Source organism: Methylobacterium sp. Leaf465, from assembly GCF_001424705.1.
In the GTDB taxonomy this organism is placed as follows: domain Bacteria; phylum Pseudomonadota; class Alphaproteobacteria; order Rhizobiales; family Beijerinckiaceae; genus Methylobacterium.
On the sequence record NZ_LMRA01000006.1, the window covers coordinates 59262 to 85579 of the forward strand.

Sequence of the window (26318 nt, forward strand, 5' to 3'; positions counted from 1 at the left end):
CGAGGAGCCCCAGATGTCGAGTCCCGCCCGGACGGCCACCCTGTTCCGCATGGTGATGCCGGAGCACACCTGCCCCTACGGCCTGAAGGCCAAGGACCTGCTCGAGCGCGAGAGCTTCGCGGTCGAGGACCGCTGGCTGACGACGCGGGAGGAGATCGACCGCTTCAAGGCCGAGCACGACGTGAAGACCACGCCGCAGACCTTCATCGCCGGCCAGCGCGTCGGCGGTTACGACGACCTGCGCCGGCACCTCGGCCGGTCCGTTCCGGACCCCCAGGCCACGACCTACACGCCCGTGATCGCGGTCTTCGCCATGACCGCGCTGATGGCGTCGGCCGCCAGCCACGCGGCCTTCGGCTCCCCCTTCACCGTGCGGGCGGCGGAATGGTTCATCGCCCTCAGCATGTGCGTGCTGGCGATCCTGAAGCTGCAGGACATCGAGCGCTTCTCGTCGATGTTCCTGGGCTACGACCTCCTGGCCAAGCGCTGGGTGCGCTACGCCTACGCCTATCCGTTCTGCGAGGCGCTGGCCGGGCTCCTGATGCTGGCCGGGGCCCTGTCCTGGCTCTCGATCCCGGTGGCGCTGTTCATCGGCACGGTGGGGGCGGTCTCGGTGTTCAAGGCGGTCTACATCGACAAGCGCGAACTGAAATGCGCCTGCGTCGGCGGATCGAGCAACGTGCCGCTCGGCTTCGTCTCGCTGACCGAGAACCTGATTATGGTCGGGATGGCCCTCTGGATGCTGGTGATGGCGTCCTGATCCTCCGGCCCCCCGATCCCTCGGTGGGGTGAGGCGTCGGCGGCTTGCCCCAGGAAGGGCCCGATGCGCGGAGCCGGGCCAGGGATCATTCCGCGCGGAACCGTCGGGGACGGAGAACCTTCCGAGGCTCCCGTGCGTTGGATGCGCTTCGCCCCAGCGGCAACGCTTGTCCGAACGCCGCGCCCTGGCGGCGGGTCGGGCCCGCGTCGCCGCAGGTCCGACCGATCCCCCCCGAGAGCATCGCCATCGCATGGCCCACGAGAGCACCAGCGCCATCTACACCGCGGCCGGGGCCAACCTCGCCATCGCGGCGGCCAAGTTCGTCGGCGCCTTCCTCACCGGCAGCTCGGCGATGCTGGCCGAGGGCGTCCACTCGGTGGTCGACACCACCAACCAGATCCTGCTCCTCATCGGCCTGAAGCGGTCGCAGCGTCCGGCCACGGCGAAGCACCCGTTCGGCTACGGCCGCGAGGTGTACTTCTACGCCTTCATCGTCGCGCTGTTCATCTTCCTCGGCGGCGGCGCCTTCGCGGTCTACGAGGGCATCCACAAGCTCCAGCACCCCGAGCCCTCGGTGGACGCCGTGGTCTGGGGCTACCCCGTCTCGGGCTTCTGGGTGAACGTGGCGATCCTGGGCTTCTCGGTGATGGCCGAGGGCTATTCCTGCTTCGTGGCCCTGAAGGCGTTCTGGGCGGAGAAGGGCCAGCGGCCGCCGCTCGCCGCCATCCGCCGGAGCAAGGACCCGGCCCTGTTCACCGTGCTGGCCGAGGACGTCGCCGCCCTGATGGGCCTCGTGGTGGCGCTGGCCGGCGTGATCCTGGCCCGGGTCCTCGACATGCCCGCCCTCGACGGCTGGTCCTCCATCGGCATCGGCCTGATCCTGATCGGGATGGCGGCCTTCCTGATGATCGAGACCCACGGCCTCCTCATCGGCGAGGCCGCCGACCCGGAGCTCGTGGCGGCGATCCGCGCCGTGGTGCGCGACGAGCCGGGCGTCCACCACGTCAACACCGTGCTGACCCAGCATCTCGGCCCGTCCGACGTCCTCGTGAACGTCAGCCTCGACATGGACGACGCCCTCAGCGCCGGTGCGATCGAGGCCATGGTCTCCCGGGTCGAGGCCCGGCTCAAGGCGCGCAGCCCCGACGTGACGCGGGTGTTCATCGAGGTCCAGGCCCGGGCGACCCCGGCCCCGGACGCCCTCGGCGCCGCCCCGGCCTCGGCCAACGCCTGACGGGGGACGTCAGCGGCCTTCTCGGCCGCCCCCGGTGATGGACCGGCGCCTTCGGGCCCGGAGCCGTGGCGCGCCTACGGCTCGACCGCGTAGGTGTCCGCCGTCACCTGGCGCAGAAACCGCTCTGCGATCTGGCCGATCAGGATGTCCGGCTTCACGCGGGCGAAATAGGCCCAATCCACCGCCGGCGACCAGATGAAGTGCACCTCCCGGAAGGTCTCGGCCAACATGACGACCAGGCTCGCGGCGGGAAAGTCCGCATAGGAATCGCCGACCAGCATCAACGTCCGGGGATCCGCGCGCGCACTGGAATTGCGATAGACGTGATGGATTCCCCGGTGCGAGGCGGTCTGCCGCGACTCGTACAGCAACGCCTTCGCGTTCGCGTAAACCCGCGTGGCCTCCGATTGCAGGCTGTAGAAGGTCCGATCTTCCGAGATCGCGGGCTCGAACTTCGATCCGAGATCACCGGCGGACCGCTCCTGGCGGCGCTCCCTGAGGTGGAAGTCGTCGACCGCCCTCGCCCGACAGGCCCGGCAGATCTGCCGATAGGCGATCTGGCAGCCCGCCAGCGTCCAGTGCGTATCCGTCCTCTGATACAGATCGCCGTCCGAGCGATGCGCGCGCAGGTGCGGAGACAGCTCGATATAGGATCGGCGCAGGATCGGATGGAACAGCAGCCCCCGGTGCAGGCGGTTGCAGAGAGACGATCGCGGATCGATCGACAGATCTCCGAGCTTATTGTCGTAGATGTAGATCTTTTCCGGCGCGATCATCGTGAAATACTCGCACCCTGCTTTTTTACAGGCACGATAGCGACGCGCGAAGACATCCCGCCAAGCTTGAAGCTGGATGTCGATGTGGGGATTTTTTCGGGTCTGGGCGAGGACCCTGTTGGTTCCGCCGACGAGAAAGAGCCATCCGTCGACACCGCGATGAACATCGTCCTCGGACATGGCTCGGGTCGGGCTTTCAGAACGTCGCGGGCACAGGATGGGTGGGAAGCCGGACGGCCGGGAGGCCCGCGGACCGCCCTCGACCGGCACGCCGCGCCCAGCGTCGAACGGCGACCCCGGCGTCGATCATTGCCAGCTCTTTCCGACGGCATGCCGAACGGCATCGGAAATCACCGTGTCGAACGCGACCATGTCCCGCGCGGCGTCGACCGATCTCAACAGGGCCGCGAGCGAGAGGACGTCCTCCGAAGGCTTCGGATGCGACATCGCGATGGGAGCGACCCCCAGGCGGTCGAGGAGCGCGGTATAATATTCGCTCGTGTAGTCGCTGTGCCCCACGACCTTGATCCGCGAGATGATCTCCATGGCGACGATGGAGTTGCCGGGCGCGAACGGGTCGCTCGGCGAGCGGGTTCCGAATTGCCGGCAGAGCGGGTTGTAGAGGAAGCGGTAGCACGGCTCGGGCAGCATCCGCAGGAAGCGCTTGATGTTTCGGCTGTTCGACAGATCGTACTCCGCCGCGAAGCGGACGGATTCCAGCATCCCGCCCAGGCGCCAGTTCTGCGCGGGGTCGTCCGTGATCGCCTTCTTCGACTGAAGCCACCGCATGCGGGCGGCCATTTCCTCGAAGGGGTCCTGGATGAGGACGCCGCTCACGCAATGGTCGTCCTGGAAGAACACCTCGTAGCGGGGAAAGATCACGGCCCCCGTGATGAGCGACGACGTCAGCCAGGGGCCCTGCATGATGCTCTGCACGACCTCTTCCGAAAGCCGGTCGACGTTGAAGTAGCTATACTGGAAGAGATCGAACAGGTTCTGTTCGACGAAGGTATTCTTCTGAACGGTCGTGGTGATGCTGATCAGCTTGGCCGGCAGGAAAACCTTCTCCCGAATGGACCGGTAGATCAGGATGTTCGTATCGGCATCGAAGATCTCGATCCGGTTCGCGGAAGCGAGCTCCGGCAATTCCTTCTCGGTGATCATGTAGACGCATTGACCGGTCGAGTGCCAGCCATTCGCGCGGATATTGTCGTCGGTGATCCAGGCCGACAGTTCCGCGGTCCGGCGCCCGTCGACGGAGACGAAAACCCTGCTGATCGCACGCGGATTGTCGGGCGCCAGCCAGAAGTGAATCCCTCCACTCACATCCTTGTTGACGAAAAATCTCATCGTTGGGTCCTAAGGAACACCCGCTCGGATCGCCCGGCCGGCAGGCCTGACACATGCCTGTACCAAGGAAGACACCGCGACCTTCCGAACCCTTCGCAGCGGACCGTCGCGCCGAGCCGGATGCCTGGGCAGGCCCGTCCGATCGATCGAGGGGCCCGGGCCCCGGGTCCCGCGGCCAGCACGAACGATCAACCGGACCCGTCGCCGGACGGCCACCCCGACCCGCCTCGGCATCGGGGGCCGCGTTCTCGCATACCCGGAATTCTTTCGTCCAGCGCCATCGGGTCTCACGGACCATCCGGGCGGCGGGCGCCCCGCTCAGGCGAGCTCGAGTTCGAGGGCGACGTCGGTCAGGTAATAGGCGATGCGGCGGCGCGCCTCCGGGTCGGTGCAGGCGACGCTGAAGCCGACGGTGAGGGTCTGGCCCGCGTAGCGACGCAGGACGGATTCCGCCATCAGGGCCGCCTCCCGCTCGGCCATCGCGGTCAGGACGCGGCGCCCGTCGCGGGTCTCCAGGGTCACGCGGTAGGTCTGGGCGTTCATCATGGATCAGTCCCTGCGAACGGGAACGGTGACACCGACCGGGTCCGCGTAACGGCCCGAGCAACGGCGGAGACGGCAAGACCGATCCACGCAGATCGATCACCGCAGACCGATCCACGGCGATGCAGACGGTGATGCAAGGTTCGAACCTCCGGCCGCGCCCCCGGTTCGCGGACTCTCGACCATGTGAACTCGGGGCGCGGCGCTCCGCGCCGAGACGGACGGGCCGGGGCCGCCCGGGCGGGCGAAGGCGGCCGGAACCGTCGCCGAGACCCCGGCATTACGCTTTTCCGCGCCGCTCCCGGCCTGCGGGGCAGGGCCCGGGCCGTGCGGGCGAACGGAGGTGAGCGCATGACGATGTCCCGATGGACGGCGTCCGGATTCGTGGCTTCGGCCCTGGTGGTGGCCTGCCTTTCGGCACCCGCCCGCGCACAGGCCGACGCAGGCTCCGGGGCGTCGCCCCCCACCAAGCCGCCCGTCCCCACCAAGACGCTGCTGCACGGCAATTACTGCGGGCCGGGCAACAACGCCCCGCTCGCACCCATCGACGCCCTCGACGCGGCCTGCGCCCGGCACGATGCCTGCACGCCGGATGAGGGCCTGCCCGCGCGGGCGTGCAACCTGCGCCTCCAGGCGGAGGCCGAGGGCGTCGCCCAGGATTCCCGGCAGCCCGCGCCGTTGCGGGCGCTGGCCGGCGTGGTCGCCTCGGGGGCCGCGATGATGCCCTTCGACCCGGCCCGGCCCACCCTCGCCCCCGCCCGGGTCCAGCCCGAGGGGCGCGCGCCCCTCGTGCGGGAGCCCTACCGGTCGGGAGACGATGACGGCGAGGCCGACGAGGCGGCCCCCGAGTAAGGGGCGCCGCCCGCGCCGGTGCCCCCGCAATGCCGGTTCAGGACGCCGCCTCGCGCGCCTCCATCCCGAGGGACCCGACGAGGAAGGCCCGGGCCCGGCTGACGCGGCTCTTCATGGTCCCGACCTGGCAGCCGATCAGCGCGGCGGCGGCCTCGTAGGTCATCCCCTGCGCCGCCACGAGCACCAGCGCCTCCCGCTGGGCGGGCGGCAGCTTGCCGAGATGCTGCCAGACCCGGCGCAGATCGCTGCTCGCCTCCTGCGCGGCCGGCGCCACGACCTTCGCGGCGAAGGCACCGTCCGCATCCTCGACCTCGCGCTTGCGCTTGCGGCACTCAGTGTAGAACTGGTTGCGCATGATGGTGCAGAGCCAGGCCTTCAGGTTGCTGCCGGGCTCGAAGCGGTGCCGGTTGGCCCAGGCCTTCAGCAGCGTCTCCTGCACGAGGTCGTCGGCCGCATTCGGCGCGACGGCGAGCGACAGCGCGAAGGCGCGCAGGCCGGGCAGGGCGTCGAGCAGCGCGGCGCGGAAGTCCGCGGCCGCGGGCGGGTGGACCTCCAGCCGGACGATCAGGTCGAGCAGGGCCGTCGGCGGCGCCTCGGCGAGAACCGCGGCGTAGAAGGCCTTCAGCTCGGATCCGAGATGCAGCCGCACCGCCTCCGGCATGGCCCGGCCCGGAGCCGCAGCGCCCGCCTCCCCGTTTGCCGATGCCGATCGCCCCGCGCCTGCAGCCATGTCGTGTCCCCACCTCTCCGAATCGCACCGCAGCCGGGACGATCCGGCAAGTCCGTCGGGAGCTTCTGGCATGACAAGGCTGAACGCCGGCTAACGAATTCTTTACCGGATCGTTGCGGGCGCGGGCCGGACGGGCCGGCATCGGGGCCCGGAGAGCCGCCGGTCGGCCGGTCGGACCGGCGCGACCCCTGTCGGGTCAAGCGGTTCCGGCGCCTGTGGGATTTGGCCAGGACTTTCCTAACCCTGGCCGCCGATCGCGCCCATCCGGCTGGGGATCGTGGCGGCGGGGCCGGCGCGTTCCGGCCGGCGGGACGGCGCGGGGCCCGACGCGGCCGGTCCGATCGCCCCGTCGCGCGCCCTCCGCCGGGGCGGGTCGCCTCTCAGGAGGCGGGCGCGGGCTCCGCCAGGGCGGCCGCGATGGCGGCCTCCAGGGCCTCCGGCTTCGTGGAGGGCGCGTAGCGGGCGATCACCCGACCGTCGCGCCCGACGAGGAACTTGGTGAAGTTCCACTTGATGGCGCGGCTGCCGAGGAGGCCGGGCTTCGCCTGCGTCAGATGCGCGAAGACCGGGTCGGCCGCGGGGCCGTTCACCGCGACCTTGGCGAGGACCGGGAAGCTGACGTCGTAGGTCAGGCTGCAGAAGCGGGCGATCTCGGCCGCATCCCCCGGCTCCTGGGCGCCGAACTGGTTGCAGGGAAAGCCCAGCACCACGAGGCCGTCCGCCCGGTGCTTCTGCGCCAGGGCCTCCAGCCCGGCATATTGCGGCGTGAACCCGCATTTCGAGGCGGTGTTGACGATCAGGATCACCTGCCCCCGGTGCTGGGCCAGGGGGTAGGGCGACCCGTCGGCCGCCCTCGGACTCAGGTCGTGCAATTCGTTCATGGACATCGACCGTGCGGCGTGCGGGAGGCGGGCGCCTTTCCTAAGGCCCCGCCACCCCGATCCGCAATGCCCCATGACCGCCCGTGTCAGGCGGCGGTGCGCCGCTCGACGAGGCGGGCGAGGAAGGCCGAGCCGAGGGGAATGATGCTGTCGTCGAAGTCGAAGCTCGCATTGTGCAGGCCGGGACCGGGATTCGAGCCGATCCACGCATAGGCGCCGGGCACCCGCGCGACCATGTCGGCGAAGTCCTCGCTGCCCATGCGCGGCTTCGACTGGTCGTCGACGCCCTCGGGGCCGAACAGCTCGCGGGCGATGTCGGCGGCGGCGGCCGCGTGCTTCGGGCTGTTCATCAGCACCGAGAACACGTCGCGGATGTCGACGTCGATCGTCGCCCCGTAGGCGGTCGCGAGGCCCGCGGCGATGGCCCGGATGCGGGTGGTGACGAGGGTGCGCAGGTCCGCGTCGAAGGTCCGCACCGTACCGGTGATGTGCGCGCCCTCCGGGATGACGTTGTAGGCGGCGCCCGCGTGGAACTGCGTCACCGACAGGACCGCGCTCTTGAGCGGGTCGGCGTTGCGCGAGACGATCGACTGCAGGGCCTGGACCAGGGTGGCGCCCACCACGATGGGGTCGATGCCCTGCTGCGGCTGGGCCGCGTGGGCGCCGCGCCCGGTGATGCGGATGTCGAAGAAGTCCGCCGCCGCCATGGCCGGGCCGGGGCGCAGCTTGATCTTGCCGTGCGGGCCGTTGGGCTGGTTGTGGATCGCGTAGATCTCGTCGCAGGGGAATTTCTCGAACAGGCCGTCGGCGATCATCGCGCGGGCGCCGCCCTGGCCTTCCTCGGCCGGCTGGAACACGAACAGGGCGGTGCCGTCGAAATCCCGGGTCTCGGCGAGGTAGCGCGCGGCGCCCAGCAGCATCGTGGTGTGGCCGTCATGGCCGCAGGCGTGCATCTTGCCCGGCACCGTCGAGCGGTAGGGCAGGTTGGTCTCCTCCTCGATCGGCAGGGCGTCCATGTCGGCGCGCAGGCCGACCCGCCGGCCGGAGCCAGTGCGGCCCTCCAGCACGCCCACCACTCCGGTGCCGCCGATGCCGCGATGGACGGTCACGCCGTAGCGCGCCAGCTCGGCGGCGACGATGCCGGAGGTGCGGACCTCCTCGAAGCCGAGCTCGGGATGGGCATGGAAGTCGCGGCGGAGGGCCACGAGGTCGTCGGCGAAGGTCTTGATGCGGTCGATGGGGCTCACGGATCGTCCTTGGGCTCTCGCGCCTCTTTGGGGCGGGCTGTGCTGGGTCGGAGGGGCGTCCTCAACCGGAAGGATTCGCCTCCGGCTCGGCCCCAGGCAAGTCGGATGCCGGTTCTTCGGACGCTTCCGGCAAGGCTTCGCGCCGGAAGGGCGTCAGCGTGTCCAGGACTTCGGCGGCCTCCAGCACGTGTTCGCGCTCGCGCCTCAGGTAATCGGCCACCGCCCGGCGCAGGGCCGGGTCGGCGATGTCGTGGGCCGAGTGCATGAGGACCGGGCGGTAGCCGCGGGCGAGCTTGTGCTCACCCTGCGCGCCCGCCTCGACGCGCTTCAAGCCCTGGGCGATGGCGAAGTCGATGGCCTGATAGTAGCAGACCTCGAAATGCAGGAACGGGTGGTCCTCGACGCAGCCCCAGTTGCGGCCGTAGAGGGCCACATCCCCGATGAGGTTGATGGCGCCGGCGACGTAGCGCCCCGCGCGCTTGGCCATCACCAGCAGCACCCGCTCGGGCATGCGCTCGCCGAGGAGCCCGAAGAACCTGCGGTTCAGGTAGGGCCGGCCCCACTTGCGCGCGCCGGTATCGGCGTAGAATTCGTAGAACGCGTCCCAGTGGGCGGGGGTCAGGTCGGCGCCGGTGACGTGCTCGATGGTGAGGCCGGGCGCCAGGGCGTCGCGGCGCTCGCGCCGGATCGCCTTGCGCTTGCGCGACGCCAGCGCCCCGAGGAAATCCGCGAAGGTCCCGTACCCGGCATTCTCCCAGTGGAACTGCTGGTCGACGCGCTGGAGGAAGCCCAGCGCCCCGGCCTGGTCCCACTCGCGCGCCTGCATGAAGGTGACGTGGATCGAGGAGGCCTTGGTCTCGGCCCGCAGGGCGCGCAGGCCCGCCACGATCGCGGAGGCCGCCTCGTTCACGTCCTGCCCCGGCGCGATGAGGAAGCGCGGGCCGGTGACGGGGGTGAAGGGCACGCTGACCTGGAGCTTCGGGTAGTAGCTGCCGCCCGCCCGCTCGTAGGCGTCGGCCCAGCCGTGGTCGAAGACGTACTCGCCCTGGCTGTGGGATTTCAGGTAGCAGGGCGCCACCCCGACGAGGCGGCCCTCGCGCTCCACCGCCACGTGGAGGGGGAGCCAGCCGGTCTTGCGCGAGACGCAGCCCGAATCCTCCAGCGACGACAGGAAGGCGTGCGAGAGGAAGGGATTGTGGGTCTCGTCGCCGCCCGAGAGGGTCTCGGCCGAGGTGGCGCAGGCATCCCACTCGGCCGCCGCGATCCCGGCCAGGCCCGGCACCGCGCGCACCTGCAGTTCCGTCACGGTCTCGGCCGGGGCGCCGGGGCCTTCGCCGGAACGCTGTGTTTCGCCGGGAATGTCCATCGCGGGGCAATCTAGTCCCCGGAGCCCGGCGGGCCAAGGGCGGCGCGGGGCCGCGCGCCGTCGCAGGGGGCGAGCGGCGCCCTACGGGCAGAACCCCTCGAACACCATCTGGTCGGCGTGGATCGCGGCGTGCCGGCGCTGGTCCGGATTGCGCACGGTCCAGGTCATCACCGGGCGTTGCCCCAGGAGCCGGCACAGGACGGTGGGCGCGCAGGGCAGGTCGTCCACCCGCCAGGACAGGAAGTCCGGCCGGGTCTCGTCGAAATGCAGCAGGCCCGGGAGGGCGCGCCGCAGGCTCGGGGGCAGGGTGGCGTAGGCCGGGTCGTCCTGGCGCGTCTCGGCGACGATGCCGCGCGGGAGCCCGGGCGCGAGCGTCCGCAGGGCGGTGACGATCTGCGGATCGAAGGATTTCAGCGCCACGGGGCCGTCATAGGCGGTCGCGAGGGCGGCCACGCGCTCGGCGAGCCGCAGGTCGCCGGTGTAGCGCGACTTCACCTCGATCACGAGGGGCGTGCGCCCGCCGATCCGGGCCAGGAAGGCCGGCAGGGTCGGGATGCGCTCGGCGCTGCCCGCCACCGTCAGGGCGCCGAGATCCGCGGCGGAGCGCGCGCCCACCGCCTCCCCGGCCGCGGTCAGGCGGCCCAGGGTCTCGTCGTGGAACACCATCGCCTCGCCGTCGGCGCTGAGCTGGACGTCGCACTCGATGGCGTAGCCGCCCCGGATCGCCGCCTCGGCGGCCGCGAAGGTGTTCTCGGGCACGCCGCCCGCCCGGTCGTGCAGGCCGCGATGGGCGATGGGCCGGGCGGTGAGCCAGTCGGGGGCGTTCAGGGCCGTGGGCAGGCTCATTTGACCTCGAACATCGCCTCGACCTCGACGGCCGCGTCGAGGGGCAACTCGGCGACGCCGACGGTGGAGCGGGCGTGGCGGCCGCGGTCGCCCAGGATCTCCACCATGAGGTCGGAGGCACCGTTCATGATGCCGGCGAGTCCCGCGAAGGTCGGCACCGCGTTGATGAAGCCGCCGAGGCGGATGCACTGCACGACGCCGCGGTCGAGGTCGCCCACCGCCGCCTGGAGCTGGGCCAGCACGTTGAGGGCGCAGAGCCGGGCGGCGGCGATGCCGTCCTCGGCCGAGACCTCGGCCCCGAGCTTGCCCGTGTGGGCGCCGGCGATTCGGCCGTCGGCCCCGAAGCAGATCTGCCCGGAGATCACCACGAGGTTGCCGCTGCGCACGAAGGGCACGTAGTTCGCGACGGGGGCCGCGGCCTTGGGCAGGGTCAGGCCGAGGGCCTCCAGGCGTTCCGTGACGGTGCTCATGCTGCGTCGTTCCTCTGCTGGGCGGCCGCGGGTCGTCCGGCCGGCGTGACGCGGCTCTGAGCACTTCCGGGCGCAGGGTGCAAGGCAGGACCCGAGGCGGGCCGCACAGCGCGCGCGCAACAGCCTAATGGGCAGGCATGTCAGGGCTGTGAACCCGGTCTGTCGTTGACAGAATTGGCCATTTCTCTAGTAATCGCGCGCGTGCCGCCCCATCCGAGGCGGCACTTTCATTTGGTGCGGTCGCGTGTCTCGCGTGCCCGCGAGACACACGGGAAGACGGGATCGTGACATCCGCCCTTCTGCCGACCTATGCCCGGGCTCCCATCGCCTTCGAACGCGGCGAGGGCGCATGGCTCGAGGCGCGCAGCGGCGAGCGATACCTCGATTTCGGCGCCGGCATCGCGGTGAACGCCCTGGGTCACGCCCATCCGCACCTCGTCCAGGCCCTGACCGCGCAGGCGCAGAAGCTCTGGCACACCTCGAACCTGTTCGAGATCCCGGAGGGCGAGCGGCTGGGCCGGCGCCTCGTGGACGCCACCTTCGCGGACGTGGCCTTCTTCGCCAATTCGGGGGCGGAAGCCAACGAGGCCGCCATCAAGATGGCGCGCAAGTACCACGCCGCCGACGGCCACCCGGAGCGCTTCCGGATCCTCACCGTCGAGGGCGCCTTCCACGGCCGGACCCTGGCCACCATCGCGGCCGGCGGCCAGCAGAAGTACATCGAGGGCTTCGGCCCGAAGGTCGACGGCTTCGACCAGGTGCCCTTCGGCGACCACGAGGCCCTGCGGGCCGCCATCGGCCCGGAGACGGCCGCGATCCTGATCGAGCCGATCCAGGGGGAGGGCGGCGTGCGCCCGGTGCCGCCGCAATGCCTGCGCGGCCTGCGCGAACTCTGCGACGCGCACGGCATCCTGCTCATCATGGACGAGGTCCAGACCGGGGTCGGACGCACGGGCAAGCTGTTCGCGCACGAGTGGGCGGGGGCGGCCCCCGACATCATGAGCGCGGCCAAGGGCATCGGCGGCGGCTTCCCCCTCGGCGTCTGCCTCGCCACGGCGAACGCCGCGCGCGGCATGACGGCGGGCAGCCACGGCACCACCTTCGGCGGCAACCCGCTGGCCATGGCGGTGGGCAACGCCGTCCTCGACGTGGTGCTGGCGGACGGCTTCCTCGACCATGTCCAGCGCATGGGCCTGATCCTGAAGCAGCGCCTCGCCGCCCTGCAGGACCGGCACCCGGCCGTCATCGCGGACATCCGCGGCGAGGGCCTGATGCTCGGCCTCAAGCTCCACGTGCCGAACACCGAATTCGCCGCCGCCGCCCGCGACGCGCATCTGCTGGTGATCCCGGCGGGCGACAACGTGGTGCGCCTGCTGCCGCCGCTCATCATCACCGAGGCCGACGTGGCGGAGGCGGTCACCCGCCTCGACACGGCGGCCGGCCGGCTCGGGACGCGCCTGCGCGGCGCCGCCGAGTAACCGCCAGGAACCGGGCGCGTCACCGGACGGCCGCACCGGCCGCGACGCCGCCCCGCCCCGACCGAAACTGCCCTGACCGGGACCACGCACACGAAGAACGGACCGATGACCACGACACTGAACGGGACCGGCCACGGAACCCGCCACTTCCTCGACCTCAAGGACTTCTCGGCCGAGCAGCTGCGCACGGTGCTGGACGCCGCCGCCCGCATCAAGGCGCGCCGCCGCAAGGGCACGCTGGCCGAGGACCGCCCCCTCATCGGCAAGACCCTGGCGATGGTGTTCGACCGGCCCTCGACCCGGACCCGGGTGTCGTTCGACGTCGGCATGCGCGAGCTCGGCGGCGAGACCCTGATGCTGACGGGGAGCGAGATGCAGCTCGGCCGCGGCGAGACCGTGGGCGACACCGCCCGGGTGCTCTCGCGCTACGTCGACGCGATCATGATCCGCATCCTGGACCACGGCCTGATGCTGGAGCTGGCCGAGTACGCCACCGTGCCGGTGATCAACGCCCTGACCAAGGTCTCGCACCCGTGCCAGATCATGGCCGACCTCCTGACCTTCGAGGAGCATCGCGGGCCGATCCGGGGCCGCACCGTGGCCTGGTCGGGGGACGCCAACAACGTGCTCGCCTCCTGGGTGCACGCCGCCGCGCGCTTCGACTTCACCCTCAACATCGCGGCCCCGCCGGAGCTGTCGACGCCCCAGCCGCTCCTCGACTGGGCGAAGGCGCAGGGCGCCACCGTCAACGTCACCACCGACGCCTACGAAGCGGTGGACGGAGCGGACGCGGTGGTCACCGATTGCTGGGTCTCCATGGGCGACGAGGACGACCAGCACCGGCACAACCTGCTGGTGCCCTACCGGGTCGATGCCCGCCTGATGGCCGCCGCGGCCCAGGACGCGATCTTCATGCACTGCCTGCCGGCCCATCGCGGCGAGGAGGTCACCGCCGAAGTGATCGACGGCCCGCAATCGGTGATCTTCGACGAGGCCGAGAACCGCCTGCATGCCCAGAAGGGCATCCTCGCCTGGTGCCTGCAGGCCCACGGCCTCTGACGGCCGGGAACGCCCCCGGGGGGTGGCCTGGTGCGGGACCACCCGTGCACGGGCCGCATCCCCGCCCCGTCGCGCCGCCGCGCCCGGATCCCTATATGGGGACCATTCTTCCCTGAGGGTTGGGCGCGGCCGCGCGACGCGCGCGGCCGTTCCGACCGGTACGCCGCCGAGACCGTTCGGCGATCTCACGGCCCCGCCCCCGAGGGGTCGCGCGGTCCGTGGCCCAGCCCTCGCGTTCGTCGAGCCCGATCGGAGCTGCCATGACTTCTGGAATGCCTGCTGGAACGACCACGGGATCCGTCCCGCCGCTCCTCATCGAGGGCGATGACGACGTGGTGCTGCCCTTCGCCGTCGAGGCCCTCGACGTGCGCGGCCGCGTGGTCCGCCTCGGCCCGTCCGTCGACACCATCCTGCGCCGGCACGGATATCCCGATGCGGTGGCCCGCCTCCTCGGCGAGGCGGCGGCGCTCACCGTGCTCCTCGGCTCGTCCCTGAAGTTCGAGGGCCGCTTCCAGCTCCAGACCAAGACCGACGGCCCGGTGGAGATGATCGTGGTCGACTTCGAGGCGCCCGACCGCCTGCGCGCCACGGCGCGCTTCGACACCGCGCGGGTGGACGCCCTCGGGGCCGGCCCGCTCCAGGACCCGGACCTGATCGGGCAGGGGCACCTGGCCATGACCATCGACCAGGGTCCCACCAGCAGCCGCTACCAGGGCGTCGTCGCCCTGGAGGGCCAGAGCCTCGAGGAGGCGGCGCACCAGTACTTCCGCCAGTCCGAGCAGATCCCGACCCAGGTCCGCCTCGCGGTGGCCGAGCAATATGCCGGCGGCGCCCGGACCTACCGGGCCGGCGGCCTCCTGGTGCAGTTCCTGCCGCAATCCATCGACCGGGCCCGGCTCGCCGACCTGCCCCCGGGCGACATCCCCGAGGGCCACGTCCACCTCGACGCGAACGGCGTGCCCGAGGACGACGCCTGGGTCGAGGCGCGCAGCCTCGTCTCCACCATCGAGGACCACGAGCTCGTCGACCCGGAGGTCTCGGCCGAGCGCCTGCTCTACCGCCTGTTCCACGAGCGCGGCGTGCGGGTGTTCGAGGCGCAGGCGGTGCACGAGCAGTGCCGCTGCTCGCCCGAGCGGGTGATGGGCATGATCACCTCGTTCTCGCCTCAGGAGCGCCGGGACATGATCGCCGATGACGGGCGCATCGGCATCACCTGCGAGTTCTGCTCACGGCGCTACGACCTCGATCCGGCGGCGGTGGAAGCCGAAGTCGCAGCCCAGTCGGGCCCCTGATCCGGGGCTGCCGCGACAGGCGTCGCGGCAGCATCGCCAAGCTTGACCTTTGACGAGGACAAGACGCCGCAAATGCTCGCGCCCACAGCCGGGCCTCGCATTTGAACCGTTTCTCAGGTTTCGACGTTTGGGGTTTCTCAAGAGTGCTCGACAAGAGCTCAGGAGGAACGTCGATGAAGACATTCGTGGTCGGCAAAAATCTGGTCAGCAAGAATATCGTCGTCGGTCTGACGGCACTGCTGATGACGACGTCAGCCTACGCCCAGGGCGCGGGCCAGGCCGGCACCGCCGGCGGCAGCGAGGCCGGCGGCCGTGGTGGGGCCGCCGCCCGCAGCCAGGGCGGCGCCGAGGGCGCTTCGGGCGGCGCCCGCAGCGAGATGGGCGGACGGGCCGAGGCGGGCGGACGCCGCGAGGGCAGCCGCATGGAGAGCGGCGGGCGCGGCGACACGGCGGCCCGCGAGTCCCAGGGCCGGGATTCCCAGGCCCGAGATTCGCAGAACAAGGATTCGCAGGCCCGCAGCGCGGACCGGGGCGGCCGCGACGGCGCGCGCGGCGACCGGGCGACCCGGACGTCGTCCCGGGAGGACCGGGTCGGCGGCCGCGAGCAGCGCGACCGCGTCTCGGTCAACACCCGCAGCGAGTCGCGCAGCGAACGCTTCGAGGGCGGACGCCGCTCGGGCCGCTTCGTCTTCATCGGCGGCCAGCGCGTGGTCTACGGCTCGCCGGAATATCGCCGCCTCGTCACCATCGAGCATCGCGGTGGCGACCGCGTGGTCGAGCGCGCACGCCGGCGCTACGTCACCATCCGCGGTCAGCGCGTCCTCTACGGCTCGCCCCAGTACCGCCGCCTCGTCCGCGTCGAGGAGACGACCACCCGCCGTCCCGGCACCCGCTATGTCGTGGTGCGCGGCCAGCGCGTGGTCTACGGCTCGCCCGAGTATCGCCGCCTGACGGTGACCGAACGCCGGGGCGGCACCGTCGGCGCCCGCTTCGAGGAGCGGGGCTTCCGCGGCAAGGCCGTCTCGTCCCGCACCGACGCTCGGCGCGACACGCGCAACGTCCGCTCGACCGAGACCACGTCGCGGGATGGCATCCGCAACGCCGACACCCGCCAGCAGGGGGACCGCAACGGTGCCTCGGCCGAGCGCGACACGAACCGCGACCGCGGGACCGAGGGCTCGGGCATCCGCAACGCGGCCGACCGCTCGGGCGGCGCCGAGCGCGGCACCATGAACACCGGCAACCGGACCGGCGGGGCCGAGCGCGGCCCGAATGCCGGCGCGCAGGGCGGCAAGGCCGGCAGCATGGGTGGCGGCGAGCGCAGCGGCGGGCAGGGCGGCGCGGGCCGCAACTGATCGCGAAGGCCGATCGCAGGACCTGAACGCGGCGCCGGACCTCCTCGCGGGGGCCCGGCGCTCAGGCCTTCAGGACGGGATCGGCGATGTCGCCGCCGCCCCGGCGGGCGAGGTAGGCGGGCTGGAACAGGCACATCCGCACCGCGTCGCGGTACTTGCCGTTGACGAAGAACTCGTCCTTCAGGATGCCCTCGGGCTCGAAGCCGCAGCGCTCGTAGATCCGCACCGCGCGGGCATTGTCCTTGTCCACGTGCAGGTAGAGCTTGTGGATGTTGAGGACGCTGAAGGCGTAGTCCATGGCGATGCGCGTGGCCCGCGGGGCGTAGCCCTGGCCCTGGAAGGCCGGGTGGATCGCGATCTGGAATTCGCAGCGCCGGTGCAGGTGGTTGATCTCCACGAGCTCGACGAGGCCGGCGGGGGCGCCGTCCGCATTGGCGATGATGAAGCGCCGCTCGGTCTGGTTGTGGATGTTGCGCTCGTAGAGCTGCGCCAGTTCGGCGAAGGACTCGTAGGCCTCCTCGAACCAGTAGCGCATGATGCTGTCGTTGTTGTTGAGCTGATGCACGAACATCAGGTCCTCGCGCTCCAGCGGGCGCAGCTTCACCGGCCCGTCCGCCGCGATGGTGCGGGGCACGAAGGCGGTCATGGCGTCACGCACGCCGCCGCGAGGCGGTCCATGAAGGCCTCGCCGGCCCTGAGCGCCGCGAGCGTGATGTACTCGTCCGGCTGGTGCGCCTGGTCGATGGAGCCGGGGCCGCAGACCACGGTGGGGATGCCGGCGAACTGGAAGCGCCCGGCCTCCGTGGCGTAGGGCACCGAGATCGTGTGGTTGCGCTCCGCCACCCGGAGGGCCAGCCGCTCGGCCGCCGAGCCGGGCTCCGGCGCGAGGCCCGGCACCGCCACCTCCTCCAGCGTCTCAATCCGCCCGTAATCGCCGTAGCGGTTGAGCCGGTCGCGCAGCACGGTGCGCACCTTGGCCTCGAACAGGGCCGGGATCTCGCCCATGTCGAGGTCGGGCAGGCCGCGGAACTCCCAGTGGAAGGTGCAGACCTTGGGCAGGATGTTGCGGGCCGTGCCACCCGCGATGGTGCCCACATGCACGGTGGTGGCGGGCGGGTCGAAGCGGCCCGAGGCGTCGCCCCGGGCGATCATCGCGTCGGCGATCCGGTTCAGCTCCGAGACGAGGTCGGCCGCCGCCATCACGGCGTTGGCCCCGAGCATCGGCTTGGCCGAGTGGGCCTCGTGCCCGTGCACGGTGGTGAGATAGGTGACGATGCTCTTGTGCGCGTCGGCCACTTCGAGGTCGGTGGGCTCGCCGACGATCACCGCGCCCGGGCGCGGCAGGTCGGCCCCGAACCGCGCGATCGTGTCGGCCACACCCAGGCAGGTGGTCTCCTCGTCGTAGGACAGGAGGATGTGGATCGGACGCTCGAGGCCGGCGGCCTGGAAGCGCGGGATCGCCGCGAGCGCCAGGGCGCAGAAGCCCTTCATGTCGACGGCGCCGCGCCCGTAGGCACGCCCGTCCGCCACCCGCAGGGTGAAGGGGTCGGCGCTCCAGGCCTGCCCCGTCACCGGCACCACGTCGGTATGGCCCGAGAGCACGATGCCGCCGTCGACCATCGGGCCGATGGTGGCGAACAGGGCCGCCTTGTCGCCGGCCGCGTTGGGCACGCGGACGAAGGGCACGCCGAGGTCGTCGAGGGCGGCCGCCACGCAGTCGATGAGCGCGAGGTTCGATTTCGAACTCTCGGTGTCGAAGGCCACGAGCCGCGCCAGCCAGTCGAGGGTCTCCGGGCGCGGGCCTTCGGTGGACATCGCCCTAGTGCACGCTGCGGCGGACATGGGGCGAATCGAGCGAGAAGGCCGGGATCTCCGCCTCGAAGCTCTCGCCCCCATGGGTCGCCATGGTGTAGCTGCCGGCCATCAGGCCGTCCGGCGTGGTGAGCGGGCAGCCGCTGGTGTAGCTGAACGATTCGCCCGGCTCGAGCACCGGCTGCTTGCCGACCACCCCGGCGCCGCGGACCTCCTGGGTCTCGCCGCGCCCGTCGACGATGCGCCAGTGGCGGGAGCGCAGCTGCACCTGCTCGGGGCCGTTGTTCACGATCTCGACCGTGTAGGCGAAGAAGTAGCGGCTCTCGGCCGGCGACGATTCTTCCTCGACGAAGCGAGGCATCACGGTCACGCTGATCCCGCGCGTCTGGGCCTTGTACATCCCCGTCATGCCTCCCTGGCCGGACCTGAACCCCGAGCGCGCTGCGTTCGCGACAAGCACAGGGCGTCGTGGTACGGCCCTCGCAAAACCGCGTCAATCGTGGCGAATGCGGGGGTGCCCGCGCAAGAACGAGGTCCGTGCCCCGTGGTCGAGGAGACCGTTTCGCGCCCGTCCGTCCGGTCCGCCGGCCGGGCCCTCCTCGCCAGCCTCGCCCTCGCGGGCCTGACCGCCGCCTTCGCCTGGGCCGCGCCGGAGCGCAACGGCTGGGCCGCCCTGGCGCTGGCCGTGGCGCTGGCCCTCGACGGGCTGGCGCAGGGGGCGGGGGCCTGGCTGGCCCGCCGCGGAGGCGGGCCGCCCCGGATCGCCGGCCTGCCCTCCCTGGTGCTGGCCTTCGGACCGGCCGCCGGCCTCGGCACGGTCCTGTTCGCCGTCGCCCTGGCGGCCTGGCCCGCCGGCTTCCCGATCCTCGCCAGCGCGCTCGCGGGTCTGATCGCCATGGGCGCCATCGCGCGCCTCGTCCTCGCCTGGATCGTCCTGCGGATCGCGCAAGACCCGGAGGCTTAACCGGACCTTAGGCGATCCGGCCGCATTTCGTGCAGAATGCGGCGTTCCCGCCCCGGCCGCCGGGGTGGTGCCCGATCGACGAGCGGGTGGTGCGAGCGGATGCAAGACGGGATTCGGGCCGCGATGCAGGACGGGGCGGACAGCCGCCAGCACGGGATTCTGGCCGCGGCCGGGATCGCAGCGCTGACGCGCGCGGGCGCGATCCGGCCCGACACGCCCTACGCGCCCGACCAGATCCAGCCCGCGAGCCTCGACCTGCGCCTCGGCGCCCGGGTGTTCCGCGTGCGCACCAGCTTCCTGCCCGGCACCCGCACGGTCTCCGCCTGCATCGACGCCTTCGCCCTGCACGAGATGGACCTTCGCCACGGGGCCGTGCTGGAAACGGGCTGCGTGTACATCGCCGAGCTGCAGGAGCATCTCGCCCTGCCGGGCGACCTCGCGGCCAGCGCCAACCCGAAGAGCTCCACCGGCCGCATCGACGTCTTCACCCGCGTCATCACCGACCGGGGCGCCGCCTTCGACCAGGTCGAGGCCGGCTATCACGGGCCGCTCTATGCGGAGATCTCGCCCCGCACCTTCCCGGTGAAGGTCCGCACCGGCTCGCGCCTGTCGCAGATCCGGTTCCGGCGCGGCGAGCCCCGCCTCACCGACGCCGACCTCGCGGCCCTGCACGCGGCCTCGCCCCTGGTCGACGCCCCGAACCCGACCTTCCAGGGCGGCATCGGCGTCTCCATCGACCTTGCGGGCTTCTCCGGCCTCATCGGCTACCGCGCCCGGCGCCATACCGGCCTCGTCGACGTCGACGCCCCGGGCACGCACCGGGCAGCGGATTTCTGGGAGCCCCTGCACGCCGACCCGTCCCGGGCCCTGATCCTCGATCCCGGCCAGTTCTACATCCTGGCCTCCAAGGAGGCCGTGCAGGTGCCGCCCGACTTCGCCGCCGAGATGGTGCCGTTCGACCCCCTGGTGGGCGAGTTCCGGGTCCACTACGCCGGCTTCTTCGATCCGGGCTTCGGCTTCGCCGCCGCGGGCGGGGCGGGGGCCCGCGCCGTCCTCGAGGTGCGCTCGCGCGACGTGCCGTTCCTGCTCGAGGACGGCCAGATCGTCGGCCGCCTCGTCTACGAGCGCATGGCCGAGCGCCCCGCCACCCTGTACGGCGCGGGCGCGGGCTCGAACTACCAGGCCCAGGGGCTGAAGCTCTCCAAGCACTTCGTCTGAGACAGGCCCTTCCTCCGAGAGGGCCGTTCCGCCTGACGGACGAGCGGCGGCCGGATTCGGGCCGCCGCCGGGGACCCGCTCAGGCGATCCCGAGGGCCCAGATCAGGGACAGGCTGACGACCAGGAGGACGACGAGGGAGCCGGTCACCGCCAGGGTGACCCGGCCGCCCACCCGCGCCAGCACCCGCACGTCGACGCCGAGGCCGAGCGCCGCCATCGACACCACGGTGAGGAGGCCCGCCAGCCGCGTCACCGGCTGGGAGGCCGCGTCCGGGATGAGCCCGGCCGAGCGCAGGGTCGCGAGCGCCAGGAAGCCCAGGATGAACCAGGGCACGATCTTGAAGAAGCCGAGGCGCCCGGGCCGGCCCTTGGCCGACGCGCCCTCCGCCGGCAAGTGCGGCGCGATGAACGAGAAGGCCACAACCACCGGCCCGAGCATCAGGACGCGCACGAGCTTGACCAGGGTGCCGACCTGGGTCGCCAGGATGCCCACCGGCACCGTGGCGGCGAGCACCTGCGGCACCGCATAGACGGTGAGGCCCGCCAGGGTGCCGTACTGGTGCTCGGACAGGCCGGCGAGGGGGATGAACAGGGGCAGGCCCAGCACCATCAGCACGCCGAGCACCGCCGTGAAGGCGATGGCGGCCACCACGTCCTTGCTGTCGGCCCCGATCACCGGCGCCACCGCGGCGATGGCGGAGTTGCCGCAGATCGCGTTGCCGCAGGCCACCAGGATCGCCATGCGGGACGGCAGGCCGAGCACCCGGCAGATGGCGTAGCTGGCCACGATCGCCAGCACCACCGTGGCGACGATGCCCACGAGGAGGCTCGTGCCGGAGGCGACGATGGCCCCGAGGCTGATCGAGGCGCCGAGCAGGGTGACGGCCAGTTCGAGCACCTGCTTGGCCGAGAAGGCGATGCCGGCCCGGAAGCGCTCGCCCGGGCTCCACAGGGTGCGCAGCGCGATCCCCAGCAGGATCGCGATGACCAGGGCCTCGACGTAGGGGTGGCCCGTGGCGCGCTCCTCCAGGGCCTGGACGGCCAGGGCCGCCGCCGTGACGGCGAGGCAGACGCAGAGGCCGGGCACCAGGGAGGCGATCCGGCCACCGGCGGCCTCCGGCTTGCCTGCTCCGGCGGGGGCCGTCGTGATGCTCTTGGTGCTCATGCTGCCTTTCCGCGAGGCAATCGGAAGGAAATTCTGCCCCGGGCGCGGCCGCGAGAACAATGCTCTCCCGTGGCGAAAATCTTCGCAAAACCCATCCATTGATTGGGCAGGGTCGAAGCGCGACATTCATCCCCATGAGCAACCGGTTCGACAACCCAGCGATGGCCTACGATCCCTTTGGCGAGCCCGTCGAGATCGCGTGCCAGGGCGCCCCCACCGCGGGCGACCGTCGGGCGCGCAGCATCGCCGTGATCGGCTTCTGGCTGGTCGCCGCGACTCTGACGGCGAGCCGCGTCTACCTGGCCGACGAGCCGGTGGCGCAGATGGTCGCGAACGCTCATGCGCAGGTTGCCGCCTTCATCACCGCCATCCTGTAAGGGTCCGGCGCCGCCCGGTGCGGCGTCCGTCATTCGGTCCGACGCCTAGTACGCCGCCGCGAGGTAGTCCGCGATGGCCTTGCCGTCCGCCTCGTCGACCGGGGCGTGATAGACCTTGCGCATCTTCGTCACCTCGCTTGTCCAGAAGGCCGCGCCCTGGCCCGGCGGCTGCATCGCGATGTAGTCCACCCCGTGGCAGCTCTGGCAATGGGCCTCGGCTGACGCGCGGCCGGCCTCGTGGCCGGGGGCCGAGCGCAGCTGCGCGGTCGGCTCCGGCCGGTCGTAGGTCCGGGGCGCGGCGGCGGCCGGCAGGCCGGCCCAAAGTCCGGCCAGGAGGCCGGTGGCGGCCAGCGCCGCCGCGCGGGAACGCACGGTCATCCTGTCTCTCCTCATGCGGCCTGCACCCGGACGGTCTCGACGACGTTGCGCATGTAGCCCGGCGGGTTCCAGCGCGGTTCCATCGGCTGGGTGGCGCCGTCCTGGCCCGTCGCCCGGACCCGGAGGGCATGCGCCCCCGCGGGGAGGTCGACCGACAGGGTCCAGGGCCGGAACGCATAGCGCCCCAGATCGGGGCCGAGGTGCGCCTCCGTCCAGCTTCGCCCGTCATCGGTGGAGACCGCCACCGCCCGGATGCCCGAACCGCCGTCGAAGGCGATGCCGCGCAACGCCGTCCGGCCGGCCGGGATCGCGGCCCCGTCGGCGAGGTTGGTGACGAAGGAGCGGATGGCGAAGCGGTTGATCGGCACGGTGGCCTTGGGGGTCTGGCCGGGCTCGACGCAGGCGCAGGCATTGTCCGGGATGCGGTAGGCCGCGCGCATCCAGAATCCCTCGTAAGGCTTGTCCGTCACCGTGATCGCGTTGAGGTGCTTGACCCAGTAGGTGCCGTAGAAGCCCGGCACCACGAGGCGCAGGGGATAGCCGTTGAGCCAGGGCAGGTCCTCGCCGTTCATGGCCCAGGCCAGCATCACCTCGCCGTCGCGGGCATGGTCGATGGCGAGCGCCTTGGCGAAGTCCGGGGTCTCGGGCAGGACCGGGCCGTCGAGGCCCTCGAAGACGACCTGCACCGCCCCGGCCTTCACGCCCGCCCGGTCGAGCACCGCCTTCAGGGGCACGCCGGTCCAGCGGGCGTTGCCCATGGCGCCGTTGGCGAGCTGCCCGCCGGCGACCCGCGGCGCGACGAAGCCACGCGAATTGCCCGAGCACTGGTTGACCGCGACGATCTCGACGGACGGCATCGCCTTCAGGGCGGCCAGCGACAGCCCGACCGGTCCGTCCACATGCCCCGACACCGTCAGGCGGAAGGCCTCGGGATCGATCGCGGTCGGAATGTCGGCCAGGTGGTAGCGAACGAAGAAGGCGTCGTTCGGCGTAATCACCCCTTCGTCGAACACCGCGAAGGGCGTCTCGAGCTGCGGCGGCCGCGCCGTCATCTGCAGGAGCGGGCGCTTGCCCGGATAGGCCACCAGGGGGCGCTCGCCGTTGCCGAAGGGCAGGGTGACGACCTCGCCGGCCCGGGCCGCCCAGGGCGCCAGGGCAGCGCCGGACGCCGCGAGCAGGCCGGCCCCGGCCTGCCGGAGGAGCGTTCTGCGATCGGTCTCGGTCATCCCGGTCTCTCCCGTCCGGCTGAAGCCGTCCCGCGCGGTCAGCGCAGGACGGAGGCGTAGTGGATGTCCTCGGTGAGGCAGGTCGACAGGCGCCACTCCACCGGCCGGTCCTCGAGATCGACGGCGACCCGGTCGACCTCGAGCACCGGAATCCCCGCCGGCACCCCCAGCAGGGGCGCCTTGTCGGGGGCCAGGGCGATCGCCTTGAGGCGCTCGTGCGCGGTGGCGATCGTGATGCCGAACCGGGTCGCGTAGAGGCTGTAGAGCGTGTTCGGGAGCTCCATCGCGGCCAGGCCGGGGAACAGGCTCGACGGCACGGCGATCGTCTCGACGAGGCAGATCCGTCCGTCGAGGGCGCGCACCCGCTCCAGCCGCACCACGCGCGCGTTGCGCAGGAGGGCGAGCCGGTCGCGCTCGTCGATGGTGGCCGCGGCCTCCGCGATCGCCACGACGCGGCTGGTGGGGGTGCCGGCCACCGCCCCGTCGGGGCGCAGCTTGAAGAAGCGGAAGACGCTCTGCTTGTCGTCGTGCTCGGCCACGAAGGTGCCGCGCCCCTGGCGGCGCACCAGCAGGCTGTCGGCGGTGAGGGCGTCGAGGGCCTTGCGGACCGTGCCCTGGCTGACGCCGAGCTCGGCCGCCAGCACGCCCTCGCTGGGCAGGATCTGGCCCGGCTGCCAGACGGCGTCGGCGAGGCGGCGCAGGAGCGTGTCGTAGACCTGCCGATAGAGCGGCCGGAAACCCACCGCATTCCCACCTGTGCGTTCCATGTCGGTGCGCCGCTGCTCCCCGGGCGTGGGCGGAGGAAAGGAGAGGTTTCCCAGCACGGTGTCCCGTCCCTCGTTAAGGCCGAGCCCCGCTCCGGGCAATCGGTCGATCCGCAGGGCCGGCGGCCGGGGGCGGGTCCCGCTCGGGAGGGCGGCCTTCATCGTCAGAGCGCCTCGATCTCGGCCACGAGGGCGTCCGGGACGGCGAGCCCCTCGGCCTCGGCCCGGGCCCGGAGGGCGAGGCGGCGGGCCCCGGGCAGGCGGGCCCCGTCCTGCGCCTCGATGGAGCCGGCGAGCTCCGCGAACCGGGTCAGCGCCCCGGGGCCGAAGGCATCCGCCGCGAGGGCGATGACGAGCTGCCCGGTGCCCGGCGGATCGCCCTCGGCGTCGAGGAACGAGCTCGCCTCGCCGGCGAAGCGCCCGCCGGTCAGGCCGGCCGCGAGGAGTTCCACCATCAGGGCCAGCGCCGTGCCCTTGGCGTCGCCGAGCGGCACCATGGTGCCCTTCAGGGCCGCGGCCGGGTCGGTGGTCGGCGCGCCCGCGGCATCGAGGGCCCAGCCCTCGGGGATGGCCTCGCCGCGCTGGCGGGCGGCCATGATCGCGCCGCGGGCCACCTTCGAGAGGGACAGGTCGACCACGATCGGCGCGCGGCCGGGCAGGGGGCAGGCGAAGGCGAGGGGGTTCGTCCCGAACACCGCCCGGGATCCGCCCCAGGGCGCCATGGCGGCGGGGGTGTTGGCCAGCAGGATCGCCACGAGCCCGGCCTCGGCCAGGGCCTCGACGGGACGGCCGGCCGCGCCGCAATGGTGCGAGCGCCGGATGCCGGCCGCCGCGACGCCCTGCGCACGGGCCACGGCCGGGAGTTGCTCCACCACCGCGTCGAGGGCCGGGTAGGCGAAGCCGTGGGCGGCATCGACGGCGAGGAGCCCGGGCCGGGGCCGGCTCACCGCGACCGCGGCGTCGCCCACCACCTTGCCGGCCCGGACCTGGGCCGCATAGGCGGCCACCCGCGAGAGCCCGTGGCCCTTCAGCCCGTCGGCCTCGGCGCCCACGAGGGCGCGGGCGACGCTGCGGGCAGCGGGCGCGCGGGTTCCGCAGCGGACCAGGGCCTCGCTGACGAGGGCGTGGGCGGCGGCGAGGCTCAGGGTGGTCATGGCGTTTCAGTCCTCGGAGAGGTGGCGGCGCACGGCCTGGGCCGTGACGCGGGACACGCGCACGTTCGATTCCCGGGTCACCCCGGCGATGTGCGGCGTCAGGATGAGGTTGGGCACGTCGCGGAAGAGGGCGCCCGCGGCGGCCGCGAGGGGTTCCTGCGGGAAGACGTCGAGGGCGGCCCCGCCGAGATGCCCGGCCCGCAAAGCCGCCGCCACGGCCGCGCCGTCGACCACCTCGCCCCGGGCGGCATTGATGAGCACCGCCCCGGCGGGCATCCGGGCGAGGGCGTCCGCATCGATCATCCCCCGGGTCTCGGGCGTCAGCGGCACGTGCAGGGACAGGACGTCGCTTTCGGCGATGAGCCCGGCGAGATCGGCGCGCGCCACCGGACCGCAATCCGGCCGCCAGGCCGGGTCGTCGGCCGGCAGGAAGGGGTCGTGGGCCGAGACCTCCATCCCGAGGGCGAGGGCACGGCGGGCGGTCTCGCGGGCGATGGCGCCGAAGCCGACGAGGCCGAGGCGCTTGCCCGAGATCTCCCGGCCCATCAGGGCATTGCGCGGCCAGGTCCCGGCCGCCACCGCGGCGCTGGCCCCGTAGGCGCCGCGCAGGAGGAGCATGGCGGTGCCGATCACGTACTCGGCCACCGCGACGTCGTTGGCGCCGGTGGCGGGATAGACGGCGACGCCGCGGGCCCGGCAGGCCGCAAGGTCGATGTTGTCGAGGCCGACGCCGAGGCGCCCGACCACCTTCAGGTCGGGGGCGGCGGCCAGGAGGGCCGCGCTCACCTGGGTGCGGTTGCGGACCACGAGGGCGTCCGCATCGGCCAGCGCCGCCCGCAGGTCCTCCGGCCGGTCGACCAGGGCCGGGTCGTACAGGGTCGCGAACCCGCCGAGCTCGGCTGCGATGGCGGCCTCGTCCATGAACTCGGCGATCACGACCTTCGGCACGCGGCCGGTTCGGGATGTCGTCGTCTCTGAGGTCGTCAGGGTGGATGGTGTCACGGCGCTGGGCCTCCGGTTT

Annotated in this window: 28 protein-coding genes; 10 read left to right on the forward strand and 18 right to left on the reverse strand. The window is 72.1% G+C overall.

What is annotated here, in order from left to right; genetic code table 11:
• The first annotated feature begins 13 nt into the window (after window positions 1–13).
• Together ASG51_RS05835 and ASG51_RS05840 are read left to right on the forward strand one after the other, a co-directional pair.
• Window positions 14–760, forward strand: a complete 747-nt coding sequence (locus tag ASG51_RS05835; RefSeq protein ID WP_056379685.1) for a glutaredoxin — start codon at window positions 14–16, stop codon at window positions 758–760.
• A gap of 250 nt (window positions 761–1010) precedes the next feature.
• Window positions 1011–1994 (forward strand): cation diffusion facilitator family transporter, encoded by a 984-nt coding sequence (locus ASG51_RS05840; RefSeq protein ID WP_056214052.1) that lies wholly within the window; start codon window positions 1011–1013, stop codon window positions 1992–1994.
• 74 nt (window positions 1995–2068) lie between these two features.
• On the opposite strand, the gene ASG51_RS05845 is transcribed toward ASG51_RS05840, so the two are convergent.
• From ASG51_RS05845 to ASG51_RS05855, 3 genes are all read right to left on the reverse strand, one after another.
• A complete protein-coding gene (locus ASG51_RS05845) occupies window positions 2069–2950 on the reverse strand; it encodes a hypothetical protein (RefSeq protein ID WP_082501493.1) in 882 nt (293 codons plus the stop codon).
• A gap of 126 nt (window positions 2951–3076) precedes the next feature.
• Complete coding sequence (locus ASG51_RS05850) at window positions 3077–4120, reverse strand: hypothetical protein (protein ID WP_056379687.1); 1044 nt, start codon at window positions 4118–4120, stop codon at window positions 3077–3079.
• A gap of 318 nt (window positions 4121–4438) precedes the next feature.
• A complete protein-coding gene (locus tag ASG51_RS05855; RefSeq protein ID WP_056214060.1) occupies window positions 4439–4666 on the reverse strand; it encodes a hypothetical protein in 228 nt (75 codons plus the stop codon).
• Between the two features lie 348 nt (window positions 4667–5014).
• Between ASG51_RS05855 and ASG51_RS24935 the strand changes: the two genes are divergently transcribed.
• Complete coding sequence (locus tag ASG51_RS24935; RefSeq protein WP_244476518.1) at window positions 5015–5515, forward strand: hypothetical protein; 501 nt, start codon at window positions 5015–5017, stop codon at window positions 5513–5515.
• 37 nt (window positions 5516–5552) lie between these two features.
• Here the strand turns inward: ASG51_RS24935 and ASG51_RS05865 are convergent, their stop codons facing one another.
• From ASG51_RS05865 to ASG51_RS05890, 6 genes are all read right to left on the reverse strand, one after another.
• Window positions 5553–6245, reverse strand: a complete 693-nt coding sequence (locus tag ASG51_RS05865; protein WP_056379688.1) for a sigma-70 family RNA polymerase sigma factor — start codon at window positions 6243–6245, stop codon at window positions 5553–5555.
• A gap of 380 nt (window positions 6246–6625) precedes the next feature.
• On the reverse strand, window positions 6626–7126 hold the full coding sequence (locus ASG51_RS05870) for a glutathione peroxidase (protein WP_056214253.1): 501 nt from the start codon (window positions 7124–7126) through the stop codon (window positions 6626–6628).
• An 86-nt stretch (window positions 7127–7212) separates the two neighbouring features.
• Window positions 7213–8373, reverse strand: a complete 1161-nt coding sequence (locus ASG51_RS05875) for a M20 aminoacylase family protein (protein ID WP_056379690.1) — start codon at window positions 8371–8373, stop codon at window positions 7213–7215.
• Between the two features lie 61 nt (window positions 8374–8434).
• Window positions 8435–9739, reverse strand: a complete 1305-nt coding sequence (locus ASG51_RS05880; RefSeq protein ID WP_156389586.1) for a GNAT family N-acetyltransferase — start codon at window positions 9737–9739, stop codon at window positions 8435–8437.
• 81 nt (window positions 9740–9820) lie between these two features.
• Window positions 9821–10585 carry a glycerophosphodiester phosphodiesterase family protein gene (locus ASG51_RS05885; protein ID WP_056379692.1) on the reverse strand — a complete coding sequence of 255 codons (765 nt, stop codon included), beginning with the start codon at window positions 10583–10585 and terminating at the stop codon, window positions 9821–9823.
• A complete protein-coding gene (locus tag ASG51_RS05890) occupies window positions 10582–11055 on the reverse strand; it encodes a RidA family protein (RefSeq protein WP_056214073.1) in 474 nt (157 codons plus the stop codon). Before ASG51_RS05890 ends, ASG51_RS05885 begins: the two co-directional genes overlap by 4 nt.
• Before the next feature lie 284 nt (window positions 11056–11339).
• Between ASG51_RS05890 and ASG51_RS05895 the strand changes: the two genes are divergently transcribed.
• From ASG51_RS05895 to ASG51_RS05910, 4 genes are all read left to right on the forward strand, one after another.
• Window positions 11340–12533 (forward strand): aspartate aminotransferase family protein, encoded by a 1194-nt coding sequence (locus ASG51_RS05895; protein ID WP_056214077.1) that lies wholly within the window; start codon window positions 11340–11342, stop codon window positions 12531–12533.
• Window positions 12534–12638: 105 nt separating this feature from the next.
• Window positions 12639–13592, forward strand: coding sequence for an ornithine carbamoyltransferase (argF, locus tag ASG51_RS05900; RefSeq protein WP_056214080.1), 954 nt, complete (start codon window positions 12639–12641; stop codon window positions 13590–13592).
• Between the two features lie 272 nt (window positions 13593–13864).
• The gene (locus tag ASG51_RS05905) at window positions 13865–14884 is read left to right on the forward strand and encodes an Hsp33 family molecular chaperone (protein WP_056379695.1); all 1020 of its coding nucleotides are present in this window, start codon (window positions 13865–13867) and stop codon (window positions 14882–14884) included.
• A 173-nt stretch (window positions 14885–15057) separates the two neighbouring features.
• Window positions 15058–16239 (forward strand): hypothetical protein, encoded by a 1182-nt coding sequence (locus ASG51_RS05910; RefSeq protein WP_056379697.1) that lies wholly within the window; start codon window positions 15058–15060, stop codon window positions 16237–16239.
• Between the two features lie 61 nt (window positions 16240–16300).
• On the opposite strand, the gene speG is transcribed toward ASG51_RS05910, so the two are convergent.
• From speG to apaG, 3 genes are read right to left on the reverse strand one after another with little or no spacing between them, the layout of a single operon-like run.
• On the reverse strand, window positions 16301–16885 hold the full coding sequence (gene speG, locus ASG51_RS05915) for a spermidine N1-acetyltransferase (RefSeq protein WP_056277728.1): 585 nt from the start codon (window positions 16883–16885) through the stop codon (window positions 16301–16303).
• On the reverse strand, window positions 16882–18054 hold the full coding sequence (argE, locus tag ASG51_RS05920) for an acetylornithine deacetylase (protein ID WP_056379699.1): 1173 nt from the start codon (window positions 18052–18054) through the stop codon (window positions 16882–16884). The genes speG and argE overlap by 4 nt, the downstream gene beginning before the upstream one ends.
• 4 nt (window positions 18055–18058) lie before the next feature.
• Window positions 18059–18451 carry a Co2+/Mg2+ efflux protein ApaG gene (apaG, locus tag ASG51_RS05925; protein ID WP_055950877.1) on the reverse strand — a complete coding sequence of 131 codons (393 nt, stop codon included), beginning with the start codon at window positions 18449–18451 and terminating at the stop codon, window positions 18059–18061.
• Window positions 18452–18595: 144 nt separating this feature from the next.
• Between apaG and ASG51_RS05930 the strand changes: the two genes are divergently transcribed.
• Together ASG51_RS05930 and ASG51_RS05935 are read left to right on the forward strand one after the other, a co-directional pair.
• A complete protein-coding gene (locus tag ASG51_RS05930) occupies window positions 18596–19015 on the forward strand; it encodes a hypothetical protein (protein WP_056379702.1) in 420 nt (139 codons plus the stop codon).
• Between the two features lie 123 nt (window positions 19016–19138).
• On the forward strand, window positions 19139–20233 hold the full coding sequence (locus ASG51_RS05935) for a 2'-deoxycytidine 5'-triphosphate deaminase (RefSeq protein ID WP_156389593.1): 1095 nt from the start codon (window positions 19139–19141) through the stop codon (window positions 20231–20233).
• A gap of 79 nt (window positions 20234–20312) precedes the next feature.
• On the opposite strand, the gene ASG51_RS05940 is transcribed toward ASG51_RS05935, so the two are convergent.
• The gene (locus ASG51_RS05940) at window positions 20313–21398 is read right to left on the reverse strand and encodes a putative sulfate exporter family transporter (RefSeq protein WP_082487065.1); all 1086 of its coding nucleotides are present in this window, start codon (window positions 21396–21398) and stop codon (window positions 20313–20315) included.
• A gap of 134 nt (window positions 21399–21532) precedes the next feature.
• Here ASG51_RS05940 and ASG51_RS05945 point away from each other — a divergent pair, with 134 nt between their 5' ends.
• Window positions 21533–21775: a hypothetical protein gene (locus ASG51_RS05945; RefSeq protein WP_056379705.1), complete on the forward strand. Its 243-nt coding sequence runs from the start codon at window positions 21533–21535 to the stop codon at window positions 21773–21775.
• A 45-nt stretch (window positions 21776–21820) separates the two neighbouring features.
• Here the strand turns inward: ASG51_RS05945 and ASG51_RS05950 are convergent, their stop codons facing one another.
• From ASG51_RS05950 to ASG51_RS05970, 5 genes are all read right to left on the reverse strand, one after another.
• Complete coding sequence (locus ASG51_RS05950; protein ID WP_056349853.1) at window positions 21821–22153, reverse strand: hypothetical protein; 333 nt, start codon at window positions 22151–22153, stop codon at window positions 21821–21823.
• An 11-nt stretch (window positions 22154–22164) separates the two neighbouring features.
• Window positions 22165–23379, reverse strand: a complete 1215-nt coding sequence (locus tag ASG51_RS05955; protein ID WP_056379708.1) for a molybdopterin-dependent oxidoreductase — start codon at window positions 23377–23379, stop codon at window positions 22165–22167.
• Between the two features lie 38 nt (window positions 23380–23417).
• On the reverse strand, window positions 23418–24146 hold the full coding sequence (locus ASG51_RS05960) for a GntR family transcriptional regulator (RefSeq protein WP_056214262.1): 729 nt from the start codon (window positions 24144–24146) through the stop codon (window positions 23418–23420).
• A 161-nt stretch (window positions 24147–24307) separates the two neighbouring features.
• The gene (locus ASG51_RS05965) at window positions 24308–25297 is read right to left on the reverse strand and encodes an Ldh family oxidoreductase (protein WP_056379710.1); all 990 of its coding nucleotides are present in this window, start codon (window positions 25295–25297) and stop codon (window positions 24308–24310) included.
• Window positions 25298–25303: 6 nt separating this feature from the next.
• Entirely contained in the window at window positions 25304–26245 is a 942-nt protein-coding gene (locus ASG51_RS05970) for an NAD(P)-dependent oxidoreductase (protein WP_200941328.1), read from the reverse strand.
• Between the last annotated feature and the right edge of the window lie 73 nt (window positions 26246–26318).